The organism is Cupriavidus sp. GW822-FHT03E04 (assembly GCF_058801495.1).
This window is the reverse complement of record NZ_JBXANI010000029.1, coordinates 62,585-86,201: the sequence shown is the minus strand read 5'-3', so window position 1 is coordinate 86,201 and position 23,617 is coordinate 62,585. Positions and strand designations below refer to the sequence as shown.

General features: G+C 65.4%; 22 protein-coding genes. 15 read left to right on the top strand and 7 right to left on the bottom strand.

What is annotated here, in order from left to right:
* Nucleotides 1–59: 59 nt before the first annotated feature.
* From AC1RQC_RS32980 to AC1RQC_RS32970, 3 genes are read left to right on the top strand one after another with little or no spacing between them, the layout of a single operon-like run.
* Nucleotides 60–974, top strand: a complete 915-nt coding sequence (locus AC1RQC_RS32980; protein WP_043357229.1) for an SDR family NAD(P)-dependent oxidoreductase — start codon at nt 60–62, stop codon at nt 972–974.
* A gap of 4 nt (nt 975–978) precedes the next feature.
* Complete coding sequence (locus tag AC1RQC_RS32975; RefSeq protein WP_492885782.1) at nt 979–1,842, top strand: MaoC/PaaZ C-terminal domain-containing protein; 864 nt, start codon at nt 979–981, stop codon at nt 1,840–1,842.
* Nucleotides 1,839–3,080, top strand: a complete 1,242-nt coding sequence (locus tag AC1RQC_RS32970; RefSeq protein ID WP_492375854.1) for a CaiB/BaiF CoA transferase family protein — start codon at nt 1,839–1,841, stop codon at nt 3,078–3,080. Before AC1RQC_RS32975 ends, AC1RQC_RS32970 begins: the two co-directional genes overlap by 4 nt.
* Nucleotides 3,081–3,301: 221 nt before the next feature.
* Here AC1RQC_RS32970 and AC1RQC_RS32965 read toward each other — a convergent pair whose 3' ends face one another.
* The 3 genes from AC1RQC_RS32965 to AC1RQC_RS32955 are packed head-to-tail and all read right to left on the bottom strand — an operon-like array spanning nt 3,302 to nt 4,241.
* Complete coding sequence (locus AC1RQC_RS32965) at nt 3,302–3,427, bottom strand: hypothetical protein (RefSeq protein WP_492885780.1); 126 nt, start codon at nt 3,425–3,427, stop codon at nt 3,302–3,304.
* Nucleotides 3,428–3,438: 11 nt separating this feature from the next.
* On the bottom strand, nt 3,439–3,891 hold the full coding sequence (locus AC1RQC_RS32960) for a helix-turn-helix domain-containing protein (protein WP_492885778.1): 453 nt from the start codon (nt 3,889–3,891) through the stop codon (nt 3,439–3,441).
* Nucleotides 3,864–4,241, bottom strand: coding sequence for a hypothetical protein (locus AC1RQC_RS32955; RefSeq protein WP_492885777.1), 378 nt, complete (start codon nt 4,239–4,241; stop codon nt 3,864–3,866). Before AC1RQC_RS32955 ends, AC1RQC_RS32960 begins: the two co-directional genes overlap by 28 nt.
* Nucleotides 4,242–4,574: 333 nt before the next feature.
* Here AC1RQC_RS32955 and AC1RQC_RS32950 point away from each other — a divergent pair, with 333 nt between their 5' ends.
* Both AC1RQC_RS32950 and AC1RQC_RS32945 read left to right on the top strand, forming a co-directional pair.
* On the top strand, nt 4,575–4,793 hold the full coding sequence (locus AC1RQC_RS32950) for an HP1242/YdcH family protein (protein WP_492375856.1): 219 nt from the start codon (nt 4,575–4,577) through the stop codon (nt 4,791–4,793).
* Nucleotides 4,794–4,837: 44 nt separating this feature from the next.
* Nucleotides 4,838–5,272, top strand: a complete 435-nt coding sequence (locus AC1RQC_RS32945; RefSeq protein ID WP_492885775.1) for a universal stress protein — start codon at nt 4,838–4,840, stop codon at nt 5,270–5,272.
* A 147-nt stretch (nt 5,273–5,419) separates the two neighbouring features.
* Here AC1RQC_RS32945 and AC1RQC_RS32940 read toward each other — a convergent pair whose 3' ends face one another.
* Complete coding sequence (locus tag AC1RQC_RS32940) at nt 5,420–6,556, bottom strand: AraC family transcriptional regulator (RefSeq protein WP_492374189.1); 1,137 nt, start codon at nt 6,554–6,556, stop codon at nt 5,420–5,422.
* Nucleotides 6,557–6,871: 315 nt separating this feature from the next.
* Between AC1RQC_RS32940 and AC1RQC_RS32935 the strand changes: the two genes are divergently transcribed.
* The 9 genes from AC1RQC_RS32935 (at nt 6,872) to AC1RQC_RS32895 (ending at nt 19,164) form a co-directional block, all read left to right on the top strand.
* Nucleotides 6,872–7,876 (top strand): tripartite tricarboxylate transporter substrate binding protein, encoded by a 1,005-nt coding sequence (locus tag AC1RQC_RS32935; RefSeq protein ID WP_492374190.1) that lies wholly within the window; start codon nt 6,872–6,874, stop codon nt 7,874–7,876.
* A 56-nt stretch (nt 7,877–7,932) separates the two neighbouring features.
* Nucleotides 7,933–8,925 (top strand): Bug family tripartite tricarboxylate transporter substrate binding protein, encoded by a 993-nt coding sequence (locus tag AC1RQC_RS32930; protein ID WP_492813638.1) that lies wholly within the window; start codon nt 7,933–7,935, stop codon nt 8,923–8,925.
* Nucleotides 8,926–9,000: 75 nt separating this feature from the next.
* The gene (locus AC1RQC_RS32925; RefSeq protein WP_492813640.1) at nt 9,001–10,743 is read left to right on the top strand and encodes a long-chain fatty acid--CoA ligase; all 1,743 of its coding nucleotides are present in this window, start codon (nt 9,001–9,003) and stop codon (nt 10,741–10,743) included.
* 48 nt (nt 10,744–10,791) lie between these two features.
* On the top strand, nt 10,792–11,778 hold the full coding sequence (locus tag AC1RQC_RS32920) for a Bug family tripartite tricarboxylate transporter substrate binding protein (protein ID WP_492374193.1): 987 nt from the start codon (nt 10,792–10,794) through the stop codon (nt 11,776–11,778).
* 60 nt (nt 11,779–11,838) lie between these two features.
* The gene (locus AC1RQC_RS32915) at nt 11,839–12,618 is read left to right on the top strand and encodes an enoyl-CoA hydratase/isomerase family protein (RefSeq protein WP_492827885.1); all 780 of its coding nucleotides are present in this window, start codon (nt 11,839–11,841) and stop codon (nt 12,616–12,618) included.
* Between the two features lie 82 nt (nt 12,619–12,700).
* Nucleotides 12,701–13,888, top strand: a complete 1,188-nt coding sequence (locus AC1RQC_RS32910) for an acyl-CoA dehydrogenase family protein (RefSeq protein WP_492374195.1) — start codon at nt 12,701–12,703, stop codon at nt 13,886–13,888.
* Between the two features lie 421 nt (nt 13,889–14,309).
* Nucleotides 14,310–16,232, top strand: a complete 1,923-nt coding sequence (locus tag AC1RQC_RS32905) for a PrkA family serine protein kinase (RefSeq protein WP_318235460.1) — start codon at nt 14,310–14,312, stop codon at nt 16,230–16,232.
* A 37-nt stretch (nt 16,233–16,269) separates the two neighbouring features.
* Nucleotides 16,270–17,547 (top strand): YeaH/YhbH family protein, encoded by a 1,278-nt coding sequence (locus tag AC1RQC_RS32900; RefSeq protein ID WP_043357209.1) that lies wholly within the window; start codon nt 16,270–16,272, stop codon nt 17,545–17,547.
* 90 nt (nt 17,548–17,637) lie between these two features.
* Complete coding sequence (locus AC1RQC_RS32895) at nt 17,638–19,164, top strand: SpoVR family protein (protein ID WP_043357207.1); 1,527 nt, start codon at nt 17,638–17,640, stop codon at nt 19,162–19,164.
* Nucleotides 19,165–19,179: 15 nt separating this feature from the next.
* On the opposite strand, the gene AC1RQC_RS32890 is transcribed toward AC1RQC_RS32895, so the two are convergent.
* Nucleotides 19,180–20,508 (bottom strand): protoporphyrinogen/coproporphyrinogen oxidase, encoded by a 1,329-nt coding sequence (locus AC1RQC_RS32890; protein WP_492374196.1) that lies wholly within the window; start codon nt 20,506–20,508, stop codon nt 19,180–19,182.
* Between the two features lie 225 nt (nt 20,509–20,733).
* Here AC1RQC_RS32890 and AC1RQC_RS32885 point away from each other — a divergent pair, with 225 nt between their 5' ends.
* On the top strand, nt 20,734–21,408 hold the full coding sequence (locus tag AC1RQC_RS32885; protein ID WP_492885773.1) for a TetR/AcrR family transcriptional regulator: 675 nt from the start codon (nt 20,734–20,736) through the stop codon (nt 21,406–21,408).
* 29 nt (nt 21,409–21,437) lie between these two features.
* On the opposite strand, the gene AC1RQC_RS32880 is transcribed toward AC1RQC_RS32885, so the two are convergent.
* Nucleotides 21,438–22,442 carry an acyl-CoA dehydrogenase family protein gene (locus AC1RQC_RS32880; protein ID WP_492885771.1) on the bottom strand — a complete coding sequence of 335 codons (1,005 nt, stop codon included), beginning with the start codon at nt 22,440–22,442 and terminating at the stop codon, nt 21,438–21,440.
* A gap of 13 nt (nt 22,443–22,455) precedes the next feature.
* Nucleotides 22,456–23,616 (bottom strand): acyl-CoA dehydrogenase family protein, encoded by a 1,161-nt coding sequence (locus tag AC1RQC_RS32875; protein WP_492885769.1) that lies wholly within the window; start codon nt 23,614–23,616, stop codon nt 22,456–22,458.
* Between the last annotated feature and the right edge of the window lies 1 nt (nt 23,617).

Here is a 23,617-nt window from a genome sequence, read left to right as displayed (position 1 = left end):
ATCCGGCCTGGCGCGTGCCAGGCCGCCGAGCAAACAAACGTGTAGACAGGAGTATGAGCATGAGTGGAGTGATGGCAGGCAAGGTAGCGCTGGTGACTGGCGCGGGTGGTGGCATCGGGCGCGGCGTAGCGCTGGAACTGGCCAAGGCCGGCGCCAAGGTGGTGGTCAACGACATCGGCGTATCGCTCACCGGTGAAGGCGGCGATGCCGGCCCCGCGCAGCGCGTAGTCGACGAGATCGTCGCCGCCGGCGGCATTGCGGTAGCCAACACCGACAGCGTATCGAGCTGGCAGGGTGCCAACGCGATCGTGCAATGCGCGATCGACAACTTCGGCCGCATCGATGCCGTGGTCAACAACGCTGGCAACCTGCGCGACCGCATGTTCTTCAAGATGAACGAGGAAGAATGGCGCTCGGTGATCGACGTCCACCTCAACGGCACGTTCTTTGTCAGCCGCGCCGCCGCCAACCACTTCAAGGACCAGGAGAGCGGCGCCTACGTGCACATGACTTCCACCTCCGGCCTGATCGGCAACCTGGGCCAGGCCAACTACTCGGCTGCCAAGCTTGGCATTGCCGCGCTGTCGAAGTCGATCGCACTGGACATGGCCCGCTTCAATGTGCGCTCGAACTGCATCGCGCCGTTCGCCTGGAGCCGCATGACCAGCTCGATCCCCTCCGAGACCCCGGAAGAAAAGGCGCGTGTCGCCAAGCTGCAAAAGATGGAAGCCAACAAGGTCGCGCCGATGGCCGCCTTCCTCGCCAGCGATGCCGCGCATGAAGTCAACGCGCAGATCTTTGCCGTGCGCGCCAACGAGATCATGCTGATGAGCCAGCCGCGCCCGGTGCGCTCGGTCCACATGAGCGAAGGCTGGACGCCGGAGTCCATTGCCGAGATCGCCATCCCCGCCATGCGCAACAGCTTCTTCAAGCTCGAGCGCTCGCCCGACGTGATCAGCTGGGACCCGATCTGACGCCATGCCGCTCGACTACAACCGCATCAAGAACTGGGACTTTCCGCAGGTCACGCAAACCTACGGCGAGAAGGACTCCATCCTCTACGCGCTGGGTCTTGGCCTGGGCGAGCAGCCCACCGATCCGCGCCAGCTGCAATACGTTTATGAAGCGCAGCTCAAGGCCTTTCCAACGCAGGCCGTGGTGCTGGCCTATCCCGGCTTCTGGATGCAGGACCCGAAGAGCGGCATCGACTGGGTGCGCATCGTCCACGGCGAGCAGCGCCTGCGCCTGCACCGGCCGCTGCCGGTGTCCGGCACCGTGCGTGCGCGTGCACGGGTGACCCATGTCATCGACAAAGGGGCCGGCAAGGGCGCGCTCGTGATCGTGGAGCGCACGCTGGTGGATGCGGCCACCGGTGCCGAACTGGCTACCGTAAACCACACCACCTTCTGCCGCGCCGATGGCGGCTTTGGCCAGGGCGATACCGCGCCCGAAGCACTGCCGGCAGCGCCGGCCCGCGCGCCAGATGCGGTTCGCAGCCAGGCGATCATGCCGCAGGCCGCGTTGTTGTACCGCCTCAATGCCGATCCCAACCCGTTGCATGCCGATCCGGAAGTGGCGCGCGCGGCGGGCTTCGACGCGCCCATCCTGCACGGCCTGTGCACCTATGGCGTGGCGGCGCGCGCACTGGTCGACACCTTCGCCAACGGCGATGGCGATCAGCTGCTCGAACTCAATGTGCGTTTTTCCCGCCCGGTATTTCCCGGCGAAACCCTCGAAGTGCGCATGTGGCGCGAAGGCGGCGGCCGCGTGTTGTTCGACGCCCGCGTGCCCGCGCGCGACGTCACCGTGCTCAGCAACGGCGTAGCGGAGTTCCGCGCATGACAACAACGACAACCATGAAGAGCGCGCTTGACGGCGTACGCGTGCTGGATCTTTCGCGCATCCTGGCCGGCCCCTGGTGCGCCCAGAACCTGGCCGACCTCGGCGCCGAGGTGATCAAGGTAGAGCGACCCGGCGTGGGCGACGACACCCGCTCCTGGGGCCCTCCCTGGCTGCCCGACGGCGACGGAAAGCCCTCGCGCGATGCCACCTACTACGCTGGCGCCAATCGCGGCAAGCGCTCGGTCACGCTCGATATCGCCAGCCCCGAAGGGCAGAGCATCGTGCGCGAGCTGGCGGCGAAATCGCAAATCGTGCTGGAGAACTACAAGGTTGGCGACCTGAAGCGCTACGGCCTGGACTACGACAGCCTCAAGGCCATCAACCCGGCGCTGGTCTATTGCTCCATCACCGGCTACGGCCAGGAAGGCCCGAGCGCGCACAAGCCCGGCTACGACTTCATCTTCCAGGGCATCGGCGGGCTGATGAGCATCACGGGCGAACGCGACGACCTGCCCGGCGGCGGCCCGCAAAAGGTAGGCGTGGCCGTGGTCGACATGCTCACCGGCATGTATGCCACCGTGGCCGTGCTGGCCGCGCTGCGCCATGCCGAGCGTACCGGCGAGGGGCAGCGGATCGACATGGCGCTGCTCGACGCGGTGGTGGCGGTCGGGGCGACGCCAATCCTGGCGCAGAAGATCACCGGAAAGACGCCGCAGCGCTTCGGGAACGCGCATGCAAACATGGTGCCGTACCACGTGTTTGCCACGGCGGACGGCTACATGATCGTGGCCGCAGGCAACGACGGGCAATGGCAAGGGTACTGCCGGGGCGTGGCGCGTCCGGACCTTGCCACGGACGAACGCTTCACCACCGGCACTGGCCGCATCGTCAATCGCGATGTGCTGGTGCCGCTGCTCGAAGCCCATATGCGCACGGGCACGACCGCGCATTGGGTGCAAGCGCTGGAACGCGAGGGCATTCCTTGCGGGCCGATCAACGACTATGCGCAGGTGCTGGAGGATCCGCAGGTCAGGTACCGTGAACTGCAGGTGGATATGGTGCGCAGCGATGGCGGGGTTTGTCCCACGGTGAAGAGTCCGTTGCGGCTTTCGGCCACGCCGGTGCGGTACGACGCGGCGCCCCCGCGGCTGGGCGAACATACCGAGGCGGTGCTTTCGGGCGTGCTGGGCATGTCGGCAGCGCGGATCGCGGCCCTGCGCGAACAAGGCTTGATCTGAGGCCGGTTCCGGCGGTACGCGTTACCCGGGTGCAGCAGCCGGAGCGCGTACCATCGGCCTGCGGACGGCGGCGCATAAGATGCCGCCAGCCGTCAGGAACCGAACAGCATCAGGCCAATCTTGACGGCCGAGACCACGATGGCGAGCAGCAGCCCGCAAATCAGTTGCTGGCTGTCTCGTGGCTCCCACGATAGTGCGGCGGCTACAAACGCCTTGCGCTGTTATCGCGCCTTGACGGAGACAACCCCCAGGTCATTCGGTATGCCCTTGGCGATCATTGCGCCCTTGAGGCGCCGGGTCATGCCTTCGATGACGATCTCCGTCCAGTGCCCGAAGAAATTCGCCATTGCGTGCGCCATCAAAAGACACCCCACAGCCGTACCCTGCTCATATCCGACACGGCCTTCGCTTCATCGGCTGACTCATCGGCAGGCTCGACCAGTTCAAGAGGCAGTTTGGCTTCGCGCGGCTTCAGCATCAATACGACCTCCATGTCGAGCGCGTGAGCGTAATTCACGATCGTTTCCATAGAGGGTCCGAGCGAACCGCCGCCGTTCTCGATCCGGCTGATCTCGGATTGCAGCATGCCGCTGTCGGCGGATTGTTGCGCCTGTGTTTTGCCGCTCTTCTGGCGCGCGGCGCGCAGGATGCTTCCGACCTGGCCAGCCATCGCAAACCGCGTATCGGGCTCTTCGTCGAGCTTCTGCATTTCCGCCAGATAGGCGCGGCGTGTCTCAGGCTTGTCGAGAGCCCGTTTGCGAAACTTCTCGAACGAATCGGGATTCAAAACGTTCTTGCCATCTTTGGCCATGATGCGCTCCTTTGCTTCCAGGTACGTTCCTTCGCATGGCGCTCTCCCCGGGCGGCGTTCGTGTCGACGGCGAGCACGACCAGCATCGAGCCTGACCTGACCGGACCAACGATGGTGAAGAACGCTGTCAGAACCCTCAAGACCCCGACCTTGCGTCTCAGATAGATCGGCGATGCGCTGTACGGGAACGCAAGCGTGTGAGGATATTCCAAGGGCAAAAGCCCGTTTTGTATCGTCCACCCCAAGCGGGCGAGCAACTGGGCCGCAATGATCTCTGTCGGAGGACTGGTCAGCAGCAAGTCCATTTCCTTGTCGGCCTTGGGGTGAAAGCTCGGTATGAAGAAAGACAAGGCACCTCATTATTATTGGTTATTTCCGATAATTTGCAAGTCCCGTGGAGTCGCGTGCATCTTTCTGCCCATGGATCGAGGCTGGTCTCTTTGTTTTTAGATCGAACTATCAGGCGCTATTCCCGTGACGTCCAGAAAACTTTTGTTGCCATGGACGGCCGGTCAATTGCAATCAGGCATGGCGAAGCCGGGATAAGGCCTGCCGGCAAGAACGGTGCCCCTGCCGGGTTCCCAGCCCACCGGACATGATCCATATCAAGCCTCGTGTGCCTGGTTACCGGCACAATGCTCCTGAACTCCCCAGCCTTCCAACTCCCACCCAAGGTGAGGCCCATGTTTCCTGAATTCCGCGATCAGATATCCATCCTCAAGACCCAGGACGCCCACTTTGCGCGGCTCTTTACCCGCCACAACGAACTGGACCATGAGATCAAGAACATGGAGGCGGGCACGGTTCCCGCAGATGGCACCGCCATCGAGGTCCTCAAGAAGGAAAAGCTGCTCCTGAAGGACCAGCTCTACGTCATCCTGCGCAAGGTCTCGGCTTCCTGAAGCCAATTTCAAATCCGCCAATCTGCCAATTGAAAGGCCATCCCATGTTCAAACACATCCTGCTCCCCATCGACGGATCGGAACTCTCGCAAAAGGCCTTCCCGGCAGCCATCGAGTTCGCGCGGACGACCGGCGCCAAGCTGACTCCGTATATGTGCCTCGAGGAGTATCCGTTCCTGATGTCCAGCGACGCGGGCCATGAGAAGAAGTCGGTCTTCGAGCATCGCATCGAGGCGGCGGCGCGCGAGGAGCTGGCGAAGGTGGAGGCGGCCGCGGCGCTGGCCGGTGTGCCGTGCACGGGGGCCACGTCCACTGCGGCGGCGCCTTATCGCGGCATCATCGGCATGGCGAAGGAGCTGGGCTGCAACGTGATCTTCATGGCCTCGCATGGGCGGCGCGGCATCAGCGGCCTGCTGCTGGGCAGCGAGACCCAGAAGGTGCTGACGCATAGCGATATTCCGGTGCTGGTGTTCCGCTGAGCATGCCAGGGGATTCGTGATTTTTGATTTTTGATTTGTTGCGCCGCACTAGCGGCGCAATCTCCCTGCGTCACACGGATCCCGCCGACCCGAGCGCTCACCGCCGACTCGGCGGGATCTTCATCTTCATCTGCCGCGCCCAGGCACTCAGGCCGCGGACGCCATCATCTGCCGCTGCCGGTACTCCCCGGGCGCTACTCCCGTCCATTTCTTGAACGCCCGATGGAACGTGCTGGGTTCTGAAAACCCCACGCGCAGCGCCACCTGCTGCAGTGCAAGGTCCGTGTGTTCCAGGAAGGCGATGGCCGCGTCGCGGCGCAGGCTGTCTTTGATGCTCTGGTAGCCGCGCCCTTCTTCGCGCAGGCGGCGGCGCAGGGTTTGCGGCGTCAGGCGCAGGGTCTCGGCCATTTGTTCCAGCGAGGGCAGTTCATCGTCGAGGTGGCAGCGCAGGTGGCGCCGGATGCGCTCGGCGAGGCAGGAGTCGTCGCGGTAGCGGGTGAGCAGGTTGCGCGGCGTGTCGTTCAGGAAGGCTTGCAGGCTGCTGGCGTCCTGGACCACGGGCAGGCGCAGCCAGCTGGCGTCGAAGTGCAAGGCGGTGTGCGGCTGGCCATAGCGGACCTGGGTGTTGAAGACCCGTTCGGTGTCGGTGAGCCGGGATGGCCCGCGCGCTGGTTCCGGCGCGCGCGCGGCCAGGTCGACGCCGGCGAGGGGAATGCGCTGCGCCACCAGCCAGTTGGCCACCCCGTAAGCCTGGAAGGCGAAGGTGGATTGCGCGTACTGGCGGCACGCCGTGGCGGGCGCGCGAGGCAGCAGGAGCAGGGTGGCGCGGCCGTCGCGCTGTTGCAGCCGAGGCACGAAATCGACCAGGTGCAGGCGATACTGGTTCAGCCCGGCGCGCATGGCGTCTTCCAGCGTGGCGCAGTGGATCAACGCCTGGCAGGCCTGGGCGAACACGCCCGGTGCCACGGGCCGGCTGAGCAAGCCCCAGAACTCATCGCGCGTGACGCGCCGCATCGAGCGCATCAGCGCGGCAAACTGGCCCTCGCTCACGCGCGCGTTGGGCGACTGCAGCAACGCGGGCGAAATGGCGGCGCGGCGCAGCAGGGCGTCGATGTCGCAGCCAAGGCGGCGCGCGCCTTGCACGATCTGGTGCAGCTGCAGCACGGAAATGGTGTGGCGCGTGGGCGGCTGAGCAGCGTCAGCGCCCGGTGTGCCTGGCGGGAGGGAACTGAGCGGCACCGTCATCGATGACGGCGCGGATGCCCTGAGTGCGGCGATTTGCATTGTCTCCTCGTTCTCAACGGACTCCCCGGTCCTGGTCCGGATCTCCCCTGGGCTGCATCTCGCTGCACTGCAGCGCAACGCGCGGGCTTGCCGGACCGCTGCCGGTTCTGTGCCGGCTATGTGAGCCAGTTAACCCGATGCTGCGCCCCAGCACAATCCGGATTTACCAAAGGCAGGCTTTTCCCTGAACGATTCGGCCAATCATTTTGGGCCGAATGGTCATTGTCCACGCAGTGCACCATCGCGCAATCTCATCCCTTGCTGGCCTGTGCATCCGCAGGGCGCGGCGTGGCGGTTCAAGAGGGGAGAAGCAGGATGCAGATAGGACGTCGCAGGACCCTGTTACGGCTTGGCGCGGCCTCGTTGGCCGCTGGCGGCGGCATCTCCGGGATCGCCAGCGCGCTCGCGCAAGGCGCCGTGCCCACCGGATACCCCGCCAAGCCGGTGCGGCTGGTGGTGCCTTATCCGGCGGGCGGCGCCACCGACGTGCTCGCCCGCGCCATTGCCGCTCCGCTTGGCCAGCAGTGGCAGCGCACGGTGGTGGTGGAAAATCGCCCGGGCGCCAGCGGCATGATCGGTGCCGATGCGGTGGCCAAGGCGCCTGCCGATGGTTACACCTTGCTGCTCACGCTGACCAGCGTGGTGCAGTTGCCCAGCCAGTATGCAAAGCCGCCCTTTGACCCGATGCGCGACCTGGTTGCGCTGTCGGAACTGGCGACTTCGCACCTCGTAGTGGCCGCCAATTCGTCCATGCCTGGCAGCCTCGCCGAGGTGGTGCAAATGGCGAAGGGCAAGCCGAAAGGGTATTCCTACGGCACCTACGGCACCGGCAGCGGTGCGCACCTCTATATGGAAGTGTTTACCGGCGCCGCCGGGCTGGACATGATCCATGTCCCCTACAAAGGCGAGGCGCCGTTGCTCAACGACCTGCTGGGCGGCCAGGTGTCGGTGGGCACCATCTCCGTGATGGGGATCAAGCCGCATATGCGCACCGGCCGCCTGCGCGCGCTGGCCGTGGTGGGCAACACCCGGGCGCCCATGCTGCCCGAGGTGCCGACCTTCCAGGAACTGGGCTACAGCGGCCTGGACGGGCCCGGCTGGTTCGGCCTGTTCGCCCCGGCCGGCACGCCGCGGCCGATCGTGGACAAGGTTTCGGCGGACGTGAACGCCATCCTGGCCACGCCCGATATCCGGCAGCGCATGACCGACCTTGGCGTGATCGTCAAAGGCACCCGGCCGATGGAGTTCGCCGAGGTGGCGCGCGCCGACCAGGCTTACTGGAACGGCGTGATCCGCAAGCTCAATATCCGGCTCGACTGAGCCTGCAGCATTTCCCAACCCTCTCGTGCCCGTTCGGGGCGGATTCAGGAGCAGCGATGCAGCACACGCGCCGCAAGGCATTGCAGCAGATCGGAGCCGGTGCCCTCGCCGCCGGCGGCCTGGGCCTGGGGCTGAGCCCCGCGCGTGCCGACGCTTTCCCGGCCAAGCCCGTGCGGCTGGTGGTGCCCTACCCCGCGGGCGGCGCCACCGATGTGCTGGCACGCGCCATTGCCGAGCCGCTCGGCAAGATGTGGCAGCGCCCCATCGTGGTGGAAAACCGCCCAGGCGCCAGCGGCATGATCGGCGCCGACGCCGTGGCCAAGGCCGATGCCGACGGCCATACCGCGCTGCTTACCATCACCACGCTGGTCCAGGCCCCGAGCCTCTATGCCAAGGCGCCGTTCGACCCGGTGCGCGATTTCGCTCCGGTGTCCAATCTTGGCACCACCAGCCTGGTGTTCGCGGTGCACAACTCGGTGCCCGCCACGACGCTGGCCGAATTCATCGCGCTGGTGAAGTCCAGGCCAAGGCAGTTCAACTATGGCTCCTACGGCACCGGCTCAAGCGGCCATCTCTACTGCGAAGTGTTCAACGAGGCGGCGGGGCTGGACATGACCCACGTGTCATACAAGGGCGAGGCGCCGGAACTGAACGACCTGCTCGGCGGGCAGATACCCGCGGCGATCATCTCGGTGATGGGCGCGCGCCCGCACACGGCAACCGGCCGCCTGCGCGCGCTGGCGGTGACCGGCCCCGCGCGCGCGCCGCAACTGCCAGACGTGCCGACCTTTCGCGAGTCTGGCATCGCGGGCATGGATTCGATGGGCTGGTTCGGGCTGTTGCTGCCGGCCGCCGCGCCGCGCCCGGTGATAGAAAAGTTCTCCTCGGACGTCAACCGCGTGCTGGCCATGCCAGCCGTGCGCGCGCGCATGAACGACATGGGCGTGGTGCTTGCCGGCAGCACGCCCGATGCCTTCGCCGAGACCATGCGTAGCGATTACGCGCGCTGGGGCAAGGTCATCCGCACCCGGAACATCCGTCTTGACTAACGTCGTCTTGATGCACGGCGCCTCGATGCCCGCCAGGCCGGTGGCGGCCGGTAATTTTCCCACTTTGTGTTTCTCATGAATCAAGCTGCTTCTGCTACCCACGCTCCGGCCTACCGTTCTCCCCACTGGCCTCCAGGCATGCCCGCCGAGGTGTGCGTGCCGCGCACCAGCCTGGCCTACAACGTCGAGGTGGCCGCCCGGCGCTATCCGGACAAGACCGCGATCCAGTATTTCCATACGGCCATCTCCTACGCCAGCCTGCATGCGCAGATCGAGCGCATGGCCGGCTACCTGCAGCAGGCTTGCGGCGTGGCGCCGGGCGACCGCGTGATGCTGTTCAGCCAGAACTGCCCGCAGTTCATCGTCGCCTACTACGCCATCCTGCGTGCCGAGGCGGTGGTCGTGCCAGCCAACCCGATGTGGCTGACCGGGGAGCTCGAACACGTGGCCGCGGACAGCGGCGCGGTGGCGGCCTTCGTCGCGGCGGAGCTATATCCGCAGATTGCGCCGCTGCATGGCGCCGGGCTGGCGCATGTCATCGTGCATCAGTACGGGGACATGCTCGAGGCGGCCGGCGGCACCGACAGCGTGCCCGCCTGGCTTTACGAGCGCACCCCGCTGCCCGCCTGCGCGCCCGCAGGCGCCACGCTGGCGACATGGACACAGGCCGACGCCGCGGGCCATGCCCCACGCGCGCATGAGGCCGGCTACGACACGCTGTGCATGCTGGCCTACACCTCGGGCACCACTGGCCATCCCAAGGGCTGCATGCATACGCACGGCACGCTGATGAGCGCGGCGGTGGGCTCGCAACTGTGGCGCAGCGCCAGCCCGCAGAGCGTGTGCTTGTCGGTCGCACCGATGTTCCATCTGCTGGGCATGCAGAACGGCATCCACGCGCCGCTTTACCTGGGTGCCACCATCGTGCTGCTGCCGCGCTGGGATCGCGCGGCAGCAGCAGACCTGATCGAGCGCTACCAGGTTTCCACCTGGGGCGCGCCGCCCGCCATGCTGGTGGATTTCTTCGCGCAGCCGGGCATCGGCGAGCGCAACCTCTCCAGCCTTGCCTACCTGGGCGGCGGCGGGGCCGCCATGCCGGACGCCGTGGCCACCATGCTGCAGGAGCGCTTTGGCCTGCCTTACGTGGAGGCGTACGGCCTGACCGAGACCGCCGCCTTCCTGCTGTCCAATCCGCGCCACCGGCCCAAGCGCGAATGCCTGGGCATCGCCACGTTCGGCGTGGACGCGCGCGTGATCGACCCGCACACGCTGGCCGAGCTGCCGCAGGGCGAGTTGGGCGAGATCGTGACCCATGGCGCGCAGGTGATGCGCGGCTACTGGCGCAACCCGCAAGCCGATGCGGAATCGTTCATCGAGATCGATGGCAAGCGATTCCTGCGCACCGGCGACCTCGGCTTCATGGATGAGGAAGGCTATTTCTTCATGCGCGACCGGCTCAAACGCATGATCAACGCATCCGGCTTCAAGGTCTGGCCGGCGGAGGTGGAGAACCTGCTCTACGGCCATCCCGCCGTCCACGAAGCCTGCGTGATCGCCGCGCGCGACGCGCGCCGCGGCGAGACCGTCAAGGCCGTGGTGGCGCTCAAGCCGGCCGCGCGCGGCACGCCCGAGGCCAGCGCCGAGCAGATCATGGCGTGGTGCCGCGAGCGGCTGGCGGCCTACAAGGTGCCGCGCATTGTCAGCTTTGTCGACGCCTTGCCCAAATCGGCCACCGGCAAGATCCAGTGGCGGGCACTGCAGGAGCTGGAGCAGGGCCAAGGCGGAGATCAGTCGGCCGCCGCCGGCAGCGTGGCCTGAACCAGAACAACGAGAACACCGAGAACAACGAGAACGATGGGAGACATCATGAAGACATCGAGACGAAACTGGCTGGGCCAGGCGGCAGTGCTGGGCGGCGGTGCGTTGCTGGGCGGATGGCAGTGGCCCGCGCAGGCGCAGGGCACCTATCCGGCGCGGCCCATCCGCATGGTGGTGCCGTATCCCGCCGGCGGCGGCACCGATACCATCGCGCGCATGATCGGCCAGCGCCTGACCGAGGCCTGGGGCCAGCCGGTGGTGGTTGACAACAAGCCCGGCGCCAGTGGCATGCTGGGCAACGACATCGTGGCCAAGGCGCCGCCCGACGGCTACACGATGCTGCTCGGCATCACCGCCATGATCCAGTCGCCCAGCCTGTACAAGCGCATTCCGTACGACGTGGCCCGCGACTTCGCGCCGGTTTCACTGCTGGCCAGGTCCTCCGACCTGTTCGTGGTGCCCAACCGGGTGCCGGCCAGCACGCTCGCTGAGTTCGTGGCCTTGGCCAAGGCCGGCAAGCTCAGCTACGGCTCCTACGGCAACGGCACCTCCTCGCATTTGCATGGCGAGCTGCTCAAGATGCAGGCGCACGTGGACCTTGCACACATTCCATACAAAGGCGCCGCGCCGCTGATGAGCGACGTGCTGGGTGGGCAGGTGGATTCGGCGTTTGTCGATGTGACCTCGGCCAACAGCTATCTGAATAGCGGGAAGTTCAAGATCCTCGCCATCACGGGCGCCCAGCGCTACAAATCGATTCCCTCGGTGCCGACTTTCGCGCAGGCCGGCTTCACCGGGTTTGAGCCGAGCGGCTGGTTCTCGATGTTCCTGCCCGCCAATACGCCGCGCGACGTGGTTACCCGGCTCTCCACCGAGATCGCCCGCATCGTGCGGCTCCCGGACATCTCGCAAAAGCTGGTGGCGATGGGGCTGCAGCCGGTGGGCTCGTCCCCGGAAGAACTGGCCGCGGTGATCGCGACGGACACGCCCAAGTGGGCGCGCATCGTCCGCGACGCCAACATCCAGCTTGACTGACGCGCCGATTTTATGACTGCTACTGCATTTATTCACCGAGCCAACCCAGAGGAGTTCGCCATGGAGACCATTCGCTACGCCGTTGCCGACGGGGTTGCCACCCTCACGCTCGACTTCCCGAAACGCAAGAACGCCCTGAACGGCACCATGCGCCGCGAAATCGGCGAGGTTGTGCACCAGTTGCGCCAGGACACCAGCGTGCGCGCGCTGATCCTCACCGGCGCGGGCACGGATTTCTGTTCCGGCGGCGACATCAGCTCGATGCAAGGCGAAATCAGCGCTGACCAGGGCCGCCAGCGCCTGGCGGCCATCCATCCCTGGCTGGAAGACCTGATCCACCTCGACCGTCCCGTGATCGCGGCGGTAGACGGCGCGGCCTATGGCGCCGGCTTCAGCCTGGCTCTCGTGGCCGACATCATCCTGGCCACGCCGCGCGCGCGCTTTGGCCTGCCTTTCCTGCGCCTGGGCCTGATCCCGGATTGCGGTGTGTTCTACACGCTGCCGCGCATGATCGGCCTGCAGCGCGCCAAGGCGTTGATGTTCTCGATGCGTGAACTCAGCGCCGCAGCGGCGCTGGAGCAGGGCATCGTGATGGAAATCGTGCCGCCGGAGGATCTGCATGCCCGCGCGCTGGCGCTCGCCTCGGCCTTTACCGAAGCTTCGCCGGTAGCGGTTGCGCTGACCAAGAAGGCGCTCAATGCCTCGCTGAACCAGGACCTGCACAGCATGCTGGAGATGGAGGCAGACGGCCAGGGTATCGCTTTCGCCACCGAGTACCGCAAGGAGGCCGCCGCGCGCTTCCTGGAAAAGCAGCCGCCGCGCTATCGCTGGCCCGACTGAACCACCACACAACCACACAACAACAAGCGCGTGGTGCTGCAACGCAACACCGGCAACACCGGCAACCATCAAGGAGAACAACATGGGAAATTCCGACAAGAACATGGCGATGGCCGCCCGCAAGGTGCCCTGGATGAGCGAAGACCTGGTCATGTTCCAGGACACCGTCCGCCGCTTCGTGGAGCGCGAGCTGGTGCCGAACGAGGCGCGCTGGGCCGAGCGCGGCTACATCGATCGCGAAGTCTGGAACCGCGCGGGCGAGGTTGGCCTGCTGTGCGCCAGCATTCCCGAGGAGTACGGCGGCGGCGGCGGGAACTTTGCCCACGAGGCTGTGATCTGTAACGAAATGGCGCGCGCCATCGCCACCAGCCTGGGCAATGGCGTGCACAGCGGCATCGTGGCCCATTACTTGCTCAACTACGGTACCGAGGCGCAGAAGCGCAAATGGCTTGCGCAGATGGCTTCAGGCGCCATGGTGGCCGCCATCGCCATGTCGGAGCCCGGCGCGGGCTCGGATCTCAAGTCGGTACGCACCCGAGCGGTGCGTGAGAAGACCCAGAACGGAGACATCTATCGCATCAACGGTGCAAAAACCTTCATCACCAATGGCTACCACGCCGACCTCGTTTGCGTGGTAGCCAAGACCGATCCCGATGCCGGCGCGAAAGGGGTCTCGCTCATCATGGTCGAGACCCGGGACCAGCCTGGCTTCAGGCGCGGCCGAATTCTGGAAAAAATCGGGCAGAAAGGCCAGGACACCGCCGAGTTGTTCTTCGACGACGTGTGCGTGCCGGTGGAGAACCTGCTGGGCGACGAGGAGGGCAAGGGCTTCTATCAGCTGATGCAGCAACTGCCGCAGGAGCGCATGATCATCGCGCTTGGTGCGGTGGCGAGCATGCAGCGCGCGATCGAGCTCACCACCGACTACGTGCGCGAGCGGCAGGTGTTTGGAAAACCGCTGATCGATATGCAGAACACGCGCTTCAAGCTGGCGGAGTGCAAGACCGAGGCAACCATCGCCGCTACCTTCGTCGATGATTGCATGGTGCGCTTGCTGAGGGGCGAGCTCGATGCGCCCACGGCGGCCATGGCCAAGTGGTGGTGCTCGCAGAAGAACTGCGAAATCATCGACGAATGCCTGCAACTGCATGGCGGGTACGGCTATATGCTCGAATACCCGATCGCGCGCATGTATGCGAACGCGCGGGTCAGCAAGATTTATGGCGGCTCCAACGAAATCATGAAGGAGCTGGTGGCACGCACGCTGTGATGCGTGTGTGCGGGGCCATGCGGCAAGCCTCTCATGCCAACGTCGTAGTACGTTGGAAGTAGGCCGGCCGCAAAGTCCCGCCCAGTGGGGGTTGCGAGGGGGCAAGCGCGTTTCTCGTTACAAAAGCAGGTGTGCACGGAATAACGGAAAGGTGTAATGTGTGTCACAAGACATGGTTCAAATGCCCGTCGCGAGTGGGGCCTGAAGTGGTAGTACGGTGAGTCGAGCTGATCCGTTGCGCCATTGCAAAGCTCGTCAACCGACTCTCAGCTCTCGCCGTTATTTGACTATGATTAAGTAAAGATTTCGCAACATGGCAGCACCGCCAAGCCGGGGTGGCGGAACCGCAAGCGCTGCCGCGAGATCTTGAGTTGTAGTAGATCTACCTTCGCCTCGGACGGGTCTCTGACGGGAGTGAGGTATGGACATTTTCGGCCACTACGCCACACGCTTCGAAGGTCGCAAGGAAGAGGAATACAGCATCCAGGAGTACCTGGATATCTGCAAGAAGGATCCTTCCGCCTATGCGACCGCATCCGAGCGCATGCTCGCCGCCATTGGTCAGCCCGAACTGGTGGATACCCACCACGATCCTCGGCTGTCCCGCCTGTTCTTCAACAAGGTCATCAGGGTCTATCCGGCCTTCCGCGAGTTCTACGGCATGGAGGACACGATCGAGCAGATCGTCGCCTTCTTCAAGCATGCCGCGCAAGGGCTCGAGGAGCGCAAGCAGATCCTTTACCTGCTTGGGCCTCCGGGGGGGGGCAAGTCCTCGCTCGCGGAAAAACTCAAGGCGTTGATGGAGCAGATTCCCATCTACGCATTGAAGGGTTCGCCTATCCATGAATCGCCGCTCGGGCTGTTCTCCCCCGAGGAAGACGGCAAGATCCTGGAAGAGGACTACGGCATCCCGGTGCGCTATCTCAACACCATCGCCTCGCCCTGGGCGGTCAAGCGCCTGCATGAGTTCAACGGCGACATCACGCGCTTTCGCGTGGTCAAGCTGCGCCCGTCGGTGTTGTCGCAGATCGCGATTTCCAAGACGGAGCCGGGCGATGAAAACAACCAGGACATCTCCTCGCTGGTCGGCAAGGTAGATATCAGGAAGCTGGAAGATTTCCCGCAGGACGATCCGGACGCTTACTCATATTCCGGCGGGTTGTGCCTGGCCAACCGCGGGCTGCTTGAGTTCGTGGAGATGTTCAAGGCGCCGATCAAGGTGCTGCACCCGCTGCTGACCGCCACCCAGGAGGGCAACTACAAGGGCACCGAAGGCTTCGGCGCGATCCCCTTCGACGGCATCATCCTGGCGCACTCGAACGAAGCCGAGTGGACAACCTTCAAGGCCGACAAGAACAACGAGGCTTTCCTCGACCGGATCTACATCGTCAAGGTGCCGTACTGCCTGCGCGTGTCGGAGGAGGTGAAGATCTACGACAAGCTGTTGCGCAGCAGTTCGCTGTCGGCCGCGCCTTGCGCGCCCAACACCTTGAAGATGATGGGGCAGTTCGCCGTGCTCACCCGCATCAAGGAGCCGGAGAATTCAAACATCTTCTCCAAGATGCGCGTCTATGACGGCGAGAGCCTGAAAGATGTCGACCCCAAGGCCAAGTCGTACCAGGAGTATCGCGACTACGCTGGCATCGACGAGGGCATGAACGGCTTGTCCACGCGTTTCGCCTTCAAGGTCTTGTCCAAGGTCTTCAACTTCGACAATACCGAGGTGGCCGCCAATCCGGTGCACCTGCTCTATGTGCTCGAGCAACAGATCGAGCGCGAGCAGTTCCCGCCGGAGCAGGAGGCCAAGCTGCGGTCGTACATCAAGGAGTACCTGACCGCACCGTTCGTGGAGTTCATCGGCAAGGAGATCCAGACCGCTTACCTGGAGTCGTACTCCGAATACGGCCAGAACATCTTCGATCGCTACGTGGTCTTTGCGGACCTGTGGATCCAGGACCAGGAATATCGCGACCCGAATACCGGTGAGATTCTCGATCGCAACGCGTTGAACGACGAGCTTGAAAAAGTCGAGAAGCCTGCGGGGATATCCAACCCCAAGGACTTCCGCAACGAGATCGTCAACTTCGTGCTGCGCGCGCGGGCCAACAACGCGGGCAAGAACCCCGCGTGGACCAGCTACGAGAAGTTGCGCATGGTGATTGAGAAGCGCATGTTCTCCACCACCGAAGATCTGTTGCCCGTGATCTCGTTCAACGCCAAATCCTCTCGCGAGGATCAGGACAAGCACGCGAACTTCGTCAACCGCATGGTTGAGAAGGGATACACCGCGAAGCAGGTCCGCTTACTTGTGGAGTGGTATTTGCGCGTAAGAAAATCATCGTAACGGCGCCTGAACGAGGCCTCTAAGCGAGGGCAAGCATATGGCCACGGTCATCGATCGGCGCGAGAACGGCGGCAACAAGAGTGCCGTCAACCAGCAACGCTTCATCAAACGCTACCGCGAACAGATACGCCAGGCGGTAGCGAAGGCGGTGTCCGGCCGGAAGATCATGGACATCGAACAAAGCGGGCAGGTGTCCATTCCGGTCAAGGACATTTCCGAGCCCGCTTTTCACCACGGCCAGGGCGGCCGGCGGGAGTGGATCCATCCGGGCAACAAGAAATTTGTCCGGGGGGACAGTTTCGACCGCCAGCAGCAAGGCGGGGGTGGAGGCGGCTCCAAGGCGAGCGATTCGGGTGAAGGCGAGGATGATTTCGTCTTCAGCCTGTCGCGCGAGGATTTCCTCAACTTCTTCTTCGAGGACATGGCGCTGCCGGACATGGCCAAGCGCCACCTTGCCAAGATCGCCGAGGTCCGCAAGGTCCGGGCTGGCTTCTCGATCGACGGCACGCCGTCCAACCTGTCCATCCTGCGCACGATGCGAAGCTCGCTCGGGCGGCGCATTGCCTTGTCCAGTCCTTACCAGAAAAAGCTCGCGGTGCTGGAGCAGGAGTATGGCGAGGTGCTGGAGCAGGACGGGCCTTACTCGGCACGGGCGCTGGAGCTGATGAAGGAAATGCGTCACCTGCGCGCCTGCGTGGAGCGCGTACCCTTTATCGAAAAGCTCGACCTGCGCTACAACAATCGCGTGCTGAAAAAGCGCCCGCAGGCACAGGCGGTGATGTTCTGCCTGATGGATGTGTCCGGGTCCATGGATGAGAGCCGCAAGGATCTCGCCAAGCGCTTTTTCATGCTCCTGTACCTCTTCCTCAAGCGCAACTACGATCGCATCGACGTGGTGTTCATTCGTCATCACACGGTGGCGAAGGAAGTGAACGAGGAAGATTTCTTCCATTCGCGCGAATCCGGTGGTACGGTCGTATCGAGCGCGCTCAAGCTGATGGTCGAGGTAATTCACGACCGCTATCCCGCCAGCCAGTGGAATATCTACTGCGCCCAGGCCTCGGATGGCGACAACTGGGCGGGCGATTCGGAGTTGTGCGGGCGCTTGCTGCGCGAGTCCATCCTGCCGCTGGTGCAGTACTACGCCTATGTGGAAGTGGCTTCGGAAGAGCCGCAGAACCTGTGGGAAGAGTATCTGGCGGTCAAGGACCGGCATGAGAACTTCGCCATGCAGCGCATCATCGGGGCGGACGAGATCTACCCTGTGCTGCATGACCTGTTCCAGAAAAAAGCGGCATGGCCATCCAGCCGCTGAAGTCGCCCTGGTTTTTTGCAGGTGTTTTCCCCTCTCCCGCAGTGCGGGAGAGGGGCGCAACCCTAGCTTCACCCGCAACGGGGGTCGTAAATGGCATATCTCTCTACCGGCTCGGAGTGGACCTTTGAGCTGATCCAGCGTTATGACCGCGAAATCGCACGCATTGCCGGCGATTTCGGTCTGGACACCTATCCCAACCAGGTTGAGATCATTACCGCGGAGCAGATGCTCGACGCCTATGCGTCGTCTGGCCTGCCCGTGGGCTACAGCCATTGGTCGTACGGCAAGCATTTTCTCGCGTCCGAGCGCAGCTACCAGCGCGGGCACATGGGCCTGGCCTACGAGATCGTCATCAACTCGAATCCCTGCATCGCGTACTTGATGGAGGAGAACACCATGCCCATGCAGGCGCTGACCATCGCGCACGCCTGCTACGGCCACAACTCCTTCTTCAAGGGCAACTACCTGTTCCGCACCTGGACCAACGCCGATGCCATCATCGACTACCTGCTGTTCGCCAAAAACTACGTAGCCGAATGCGAGCAGCGCTATGGGGAGCAGGAAGTCGAGGCGCTGCTCGATTCCTGCCACGCGCTGCAGAACTACGGCGTGGACCGCTACAAGCGGCCCAAGAAGCTCTCCATTGCCGAGGAGCAGGCGCGCCAGACCGAGCGGGAGAACTACCTGCAGACGCAGGTCAACGACCTGTGGCGCACCCTGCCCAAGCACCGCGCGCATGCGCTGGAAGACGATGAAGGGTTCGAGCGCGACGCCGCCTTCCCGCCGGAGCCGCAGGAAAACCTGCTCTACTTCATCGAGAAGAACGCGCCCAAGCTGGCGCCGTGGCAGCGCGAGATCGTGCGCATCGTGCGCAAGATCGCGCAGTACTTCTACCCGCAGCGCCAGACCAAGGTCATGAACGAAGGCTGGGCCACGTTCTGGCACTACACCATCCTGCACCAGCTGTATGAAGAGGGCCTGGTCAACGACGCCTTCATGATGGAGCTGCTGCAGGCGCATACCAATGTGATTTACCAGCCGCCGTACAACAGCCCTTACTACAGCGGCCTCAACCCGTACACCGTGGGCTTCCTGATGTTCCAGGACCTGCGCCGGATGTGCGAGAACCCGACCGAGGAAGACTACCGCTGGGCGCCGGAATTCGCCGGCAGCGACTGGCGCAAGACGCTCGACTTCGCCATGCGCAACTTCAAGGACGAGAGCTTCCTGCTGCAGTTCCTGTCGCCGCGCGTGATCCGCGAGCTCAAGCTGTTCTCCGTGCTCGACGACGACCGCGAAGGCAAGCTACGCGTGACCGCTATTCATGACGATGAGGGTTACCGGAACATCCGCCAGTTGCTGGCCAACCAGTACGACCTGTCGAACATGGAGCCCAACATCCAGATCACCAATGTGGATGTGGGCGGAGACCGCTCCCTGACTCTGCGCCACCTGCAGAACGACCGCCGCCCGCTGGCGCAGAATTTCGACGAGGTGATCCGCCACGTCACGCGGCTGTGGGGCTTTACGGTGCGCCTGGAAGTGGCCTATGAAGATGGCCGGCGCGAATCCAAGTACGAATGCAAGCCGGAACGCCGGCATCGCAAGGCGGCTTGAATGGGCATGGCAGCGTCAGCCTGCGCGGGCGGTGGATGACACCGCCCGCATGATGGCCTGCGCGGCCCACAAGCCGGTAGCCGCGGCAGCGTCCGTGAAGGGCGCATTCACGTAGTCCCCCGCCAGGAAGACCCGTTGCCGCGATGCCGGCGCACGGCTGCGGTACGCCAGCACGTCGGCGGCGCGGCCGACCGGCACCGTGGGCATTGCCTGCGCCCAGCGCGTGACCAGGCAGTCCTGCAATTGCCGCGAGATGCCCGGCAGGTAATGTTCGACCCCGGGCAGCACGTCGGCGAGGATCTGCGCATCGCTCGCGCCCAACCGATCCGCGGCGGCGCGGTCTTCCAGCATGACCTGGATGACTTGTCCATGTCCGCCGGCGGGACGCGCTAGCGGGCGCTTGCCGGCGTCCAGCGCCAGCGCGGCTACGTACCGGCGCTCGGCACGCGGCACCAATACGCCGTAGACGCTCGCCAAAGCGGCCGGCACACGAAACCCCGGCCGTGTGAGCAAGGACAGGTTGATGGTGCGGCTGTAGGGCGTGGCGAGCAGGCGGCGCTCCAGCGCATCCCCGCCCGTCCAGGCTTGCCGGGCAAAGGGTGCCGGCAGGGCGCACACAACGTAGTCGGCCGTGGCTTCGAAGCCCGCGCCGCTCACCACCACGCCCGTGTCCTGCTGGCGGATCGATGCGACCCGCCGGCCGGTCTCCACCTGCAACGTGCGCGCCAGCGCGCGTGGCAGGCTTTGCAGGCCGCCGACCAGCGAAGTGTTGACACAGCGGCGCCAGCCGAAGCCGCTAGCCATCAGCATCAGCGCGGCGGAGGACGATTCAGGCGTGAGGAAATAGAATCCCTGCAATAGCGGCTCCGTGACATAGGCGAGCGCCTCGCGGCAACCACGCTGGCCAAGCCATTCGCTGGCGGAATCCGCATCGTAGCGCGCCCATTGGCCAAGGTCGTCGAGCGGCAGCGTGCGCAGCGCGCGGCCTTCGCGGCCCAGCGCCAGCCCCAAGCCGAGCCAGGCCGGCAATCCGAGCAGGCCGCTGCGCAGCGGGTCCAGCAGGCTCTGTGCGCGCACGCGGCGCGGCCGGCCTTGGCGCACCACCGCGTTGAGGTCGCTGGCGGCTTGCAGTCCGCCGTCCAGGCCAAACCGCCGCGCCAGCGCCGGCAGCACCGTGTAGCCGCTCGACAGGAATTGTGCGCCGCACTCTATGCCATGCGGCCCGAGGGTTTCGCTGCGCATGCGGCCGCCGACATCCCCGGCGGCCTCGAACACGCGCACCCGCGCGCCGGCGCGGGCGAGCGCATCGGCCGCGCACAGCCCGGCAATGCCGGCGCCGGCCACGATTACTTCGGGGGCGCGGTGCGGGCCGGGCGAATGCGCCGGCAGCGCCGATGCGGGTGGAACGGGTGGAGCAGGTGTAACGGGTGAAGTGGGTGAAGTGGGTGAAGGCAAGGCAGTGGTGTGCATGTTCTGGGACTTGTCCGGTTAGCCCGTGCTTGGGGCACCGTGCGACAATCTATCGGCTTGCCGCGTCGCAGCCAATTCGCTTTCTCCTCAGATTCCATCATGCCTGCCGCCACCGAACCGCCGAAGCGCCGCCAGCCCTCGCAGCAGCGCGCGCAACATACCGTCCAAGCCATCTTGCAAGCCGCGGCGCAGCTGTTCGCCGAACACGAGATGCGTGCCCAGCCTGAGCCCACCACCGAGCAGATCGCTGCGCTGGCAGGGGTTTCGGTTGGCTCGCTTTACCAGTACTTTGCAGACCGCGCGGCGATTGGCCGCACCTTGATCGAGCAACAGCGCGAGGCGGCGTTGGTGGCCCTGGAAACGATGCTGGCTGAACGCCTGGCCGCCATGCCGGCAGCGGCGGGACTGGCGGAGCCGCAAGCCGCGCGCGCCGCGCTGCGGGCTTATGTGCAGGCCTATGTGCTCAGCTTTGGTGGCTATGACGCGCATAGCCGCGCGCTGGCCCGCCTGGCCTGGCGCCATGATCGCGACGAGGATGCCGTGGCGGCGCTGCGCCTGGCCAGCGAACGGATCGGCGCGCAGTTGCAGGCGCTGGGCATGAGCGCGCTGCGCTTGCCCGCCCCGGCCCAGATGTTCGCGCTCACACGGGCCATATTCGGGGTAGTGCGCTCGGCCGCGCTGGAGCGCTCGCCCTTGCTCGGCAGCCCGGCCCTGGAGGACGAGCTGGTTCGCCTGTGCTGGAGCCTGCTGCAGCGCGAGCCCGATGCCGGCTGATCCTGGCCGGCCCCGGTCCCGTCCGGGGCTCAGGCCGCGTCGGTGCTCCAGCTTCGGGCCAGATCGACCACGCCCGATCCAGGCTGGCCGCACACCGCCTCGCCCACCACCCTTGCCCAGTAAGCCTGCGACCCGTCCGCCAGTTGCCAGGCATGCAGGCGGCGGGTGTAGATCTGCAGGTCGTACTCCTCGGTGATGCCGATGGCGCCGTGCACGGCATGCGCGATGGCGGCCACTGGCGTGACCGCTTCGCTGGCGTTGAGCTTGCCGATGGCCGCGCGCAGCGGGTCCGGCTGCCAGCCGCCGCCGCCGGCGCAGGCGATCTGCGCGGCCATGCGCGCGGCGGTGACATGTTCCGCCATCACGCTGATCTGGTGCTGGATGGCCTGGAACTTGCCGATGGCGCGGCCGAACTGCTGGCGGTCGTTGGCATATTGCAGCGTCATGTCGAACACATGCGACATGGCGCCGGCCAGCTGCACAGCGTGCAGGCAGGCCCCGATCTGGCGCAGCGTGCCCGCGGGCAGCGTAAACAGTGGCAATCCGTCCGATGCGGGGCGCGGCAGGACCACGGCCAGATCCGCATGGGCGCCGGTCGGGCGGACTTGCGCGCGGGCACGTGGCAGCAGCATGCATTGCGTGCCTTCCTGCACCAGGAACCAGGCCGCTTGCGCGCCGCCTGCGACGAGGACTGCATCCGTGGCGCCCTCATCCATATCGAAGGTCGCCAGCGCGATGGGCTCGGCCGGCACCGCCAGCCCGGCGGCGTGCAGCAGCGCACGCGCGAACAAGGTCTGGCCCAGCGGCAAAGGCAGTGCGTGGCGGCCCAGCGCGAACAGCACCGGCGCCAGTTCGTCCAGCGGCAGGCCCGCCCCGCCGGCCGCCTCGGGCAGGAGGCAATCGGCAAAGCCGCTGTCTTGCAGTGATTGCCACAGGGGCAGGTGGTCGTCGCCGCGTTCGATGGCGCGGATGACGGCGGGCGTGCAGCAGTCGCGCAGCACGCTGTCGAGCGCGTCCGAGTAAGCGTTATGCATAGGGAACTCCGGTTCAGCGCAGGCCAAGGCCCCGGGCGATCATGCCGCGCAGGATCTCGCGCGTGCCGCCACGCAGCGAATAGGACGGGGCGACCTGGCTGACATAGGCCAGGGTGCGGTACAGGTCGGGATCGGCGGCGAGGTGCGGGTCGTCGCCCAGCGCGGCCTGCGCCAGCGCCGGAATGGACTGCTCGAACTCCGTGCCCAGGTCCTTGACCAGCGCGGCTTCCACCACCGGGCTCTCGCCTGCGGCAAGCCGGGCGGTCACCGCCAGCGACATGGCCCGCAGCACCGCCAGCCGGCCAGCCAGCCGGCCGATGGTGACGGTGTCGCGCCGTGCAGCCGGCGCGCGCCGCAGCGCCGCAATCCAGGTATCGAGCAGCACCACGCTGGAGTACAGCCGCTCCGGCCCGCTGCGCTCGAAGGCCAGCTCCGCGTTGACCTGCTCCCAGCCGCTGCCTTCGCGGCCCACCAGCGCCGCTTCAGGCAGCATCACGTCCTCGAAGCTGACTTCGGAGAAATGCGTGTCGCCGGCCAGGTCGCGGATCGGGCGCACGGTCACGCCCGGCGCGCACAGGTCGATGATGACCTGCGACAAGCCGCGCTGACGGTCCTCGCCCGTGCCGGAGGTGCGCACCAGCGCCAGCATGTAGTGGCAGCGATCGGCGTTGGTCGTCCAGATCTTGCGGCCGTTCAAGCGCCAGCCGCCGTCCGGCTGCGGCGTGGCGCGGGTCGCGACGCTGGCCAGGTCGGAGCCGGAGTTGGGCTCGCTCATGCCGATGCAGAAGAAGGCTTCGCCCTTGCAGATGCGCGGGAGATAGAAGGCCTTCTGCGCGTCGCTGCCATAGCGCAGGATCAGCGGCCCGCTCTGGCGGTCGGCGATCCAGTGGGCCGAGACCGGCGCGCCGCAGGCCAGCAGCTCCTCCACCAGCACGAAACGCGAGAACGGATCGAGCCCGGCGCCGCCATGTTGCGCGGGCAAGGTGATGCCCACCCAGCCGTGGCGCGCCAGCGCGCGGCTGAAATCGGCGTTGAAGCCCATCCATGAACGGGCGCGGACTTCGGGCGCAAGGGCCGGCAGGTGTTCGGCCAGGAATGCCTTCACCTCGTGCCGGAAGGCGGCGGCGGCCGGCGGCAAGGCAGTCAGCTGGAACGTGCTGGGCAGTGAAGTCAAG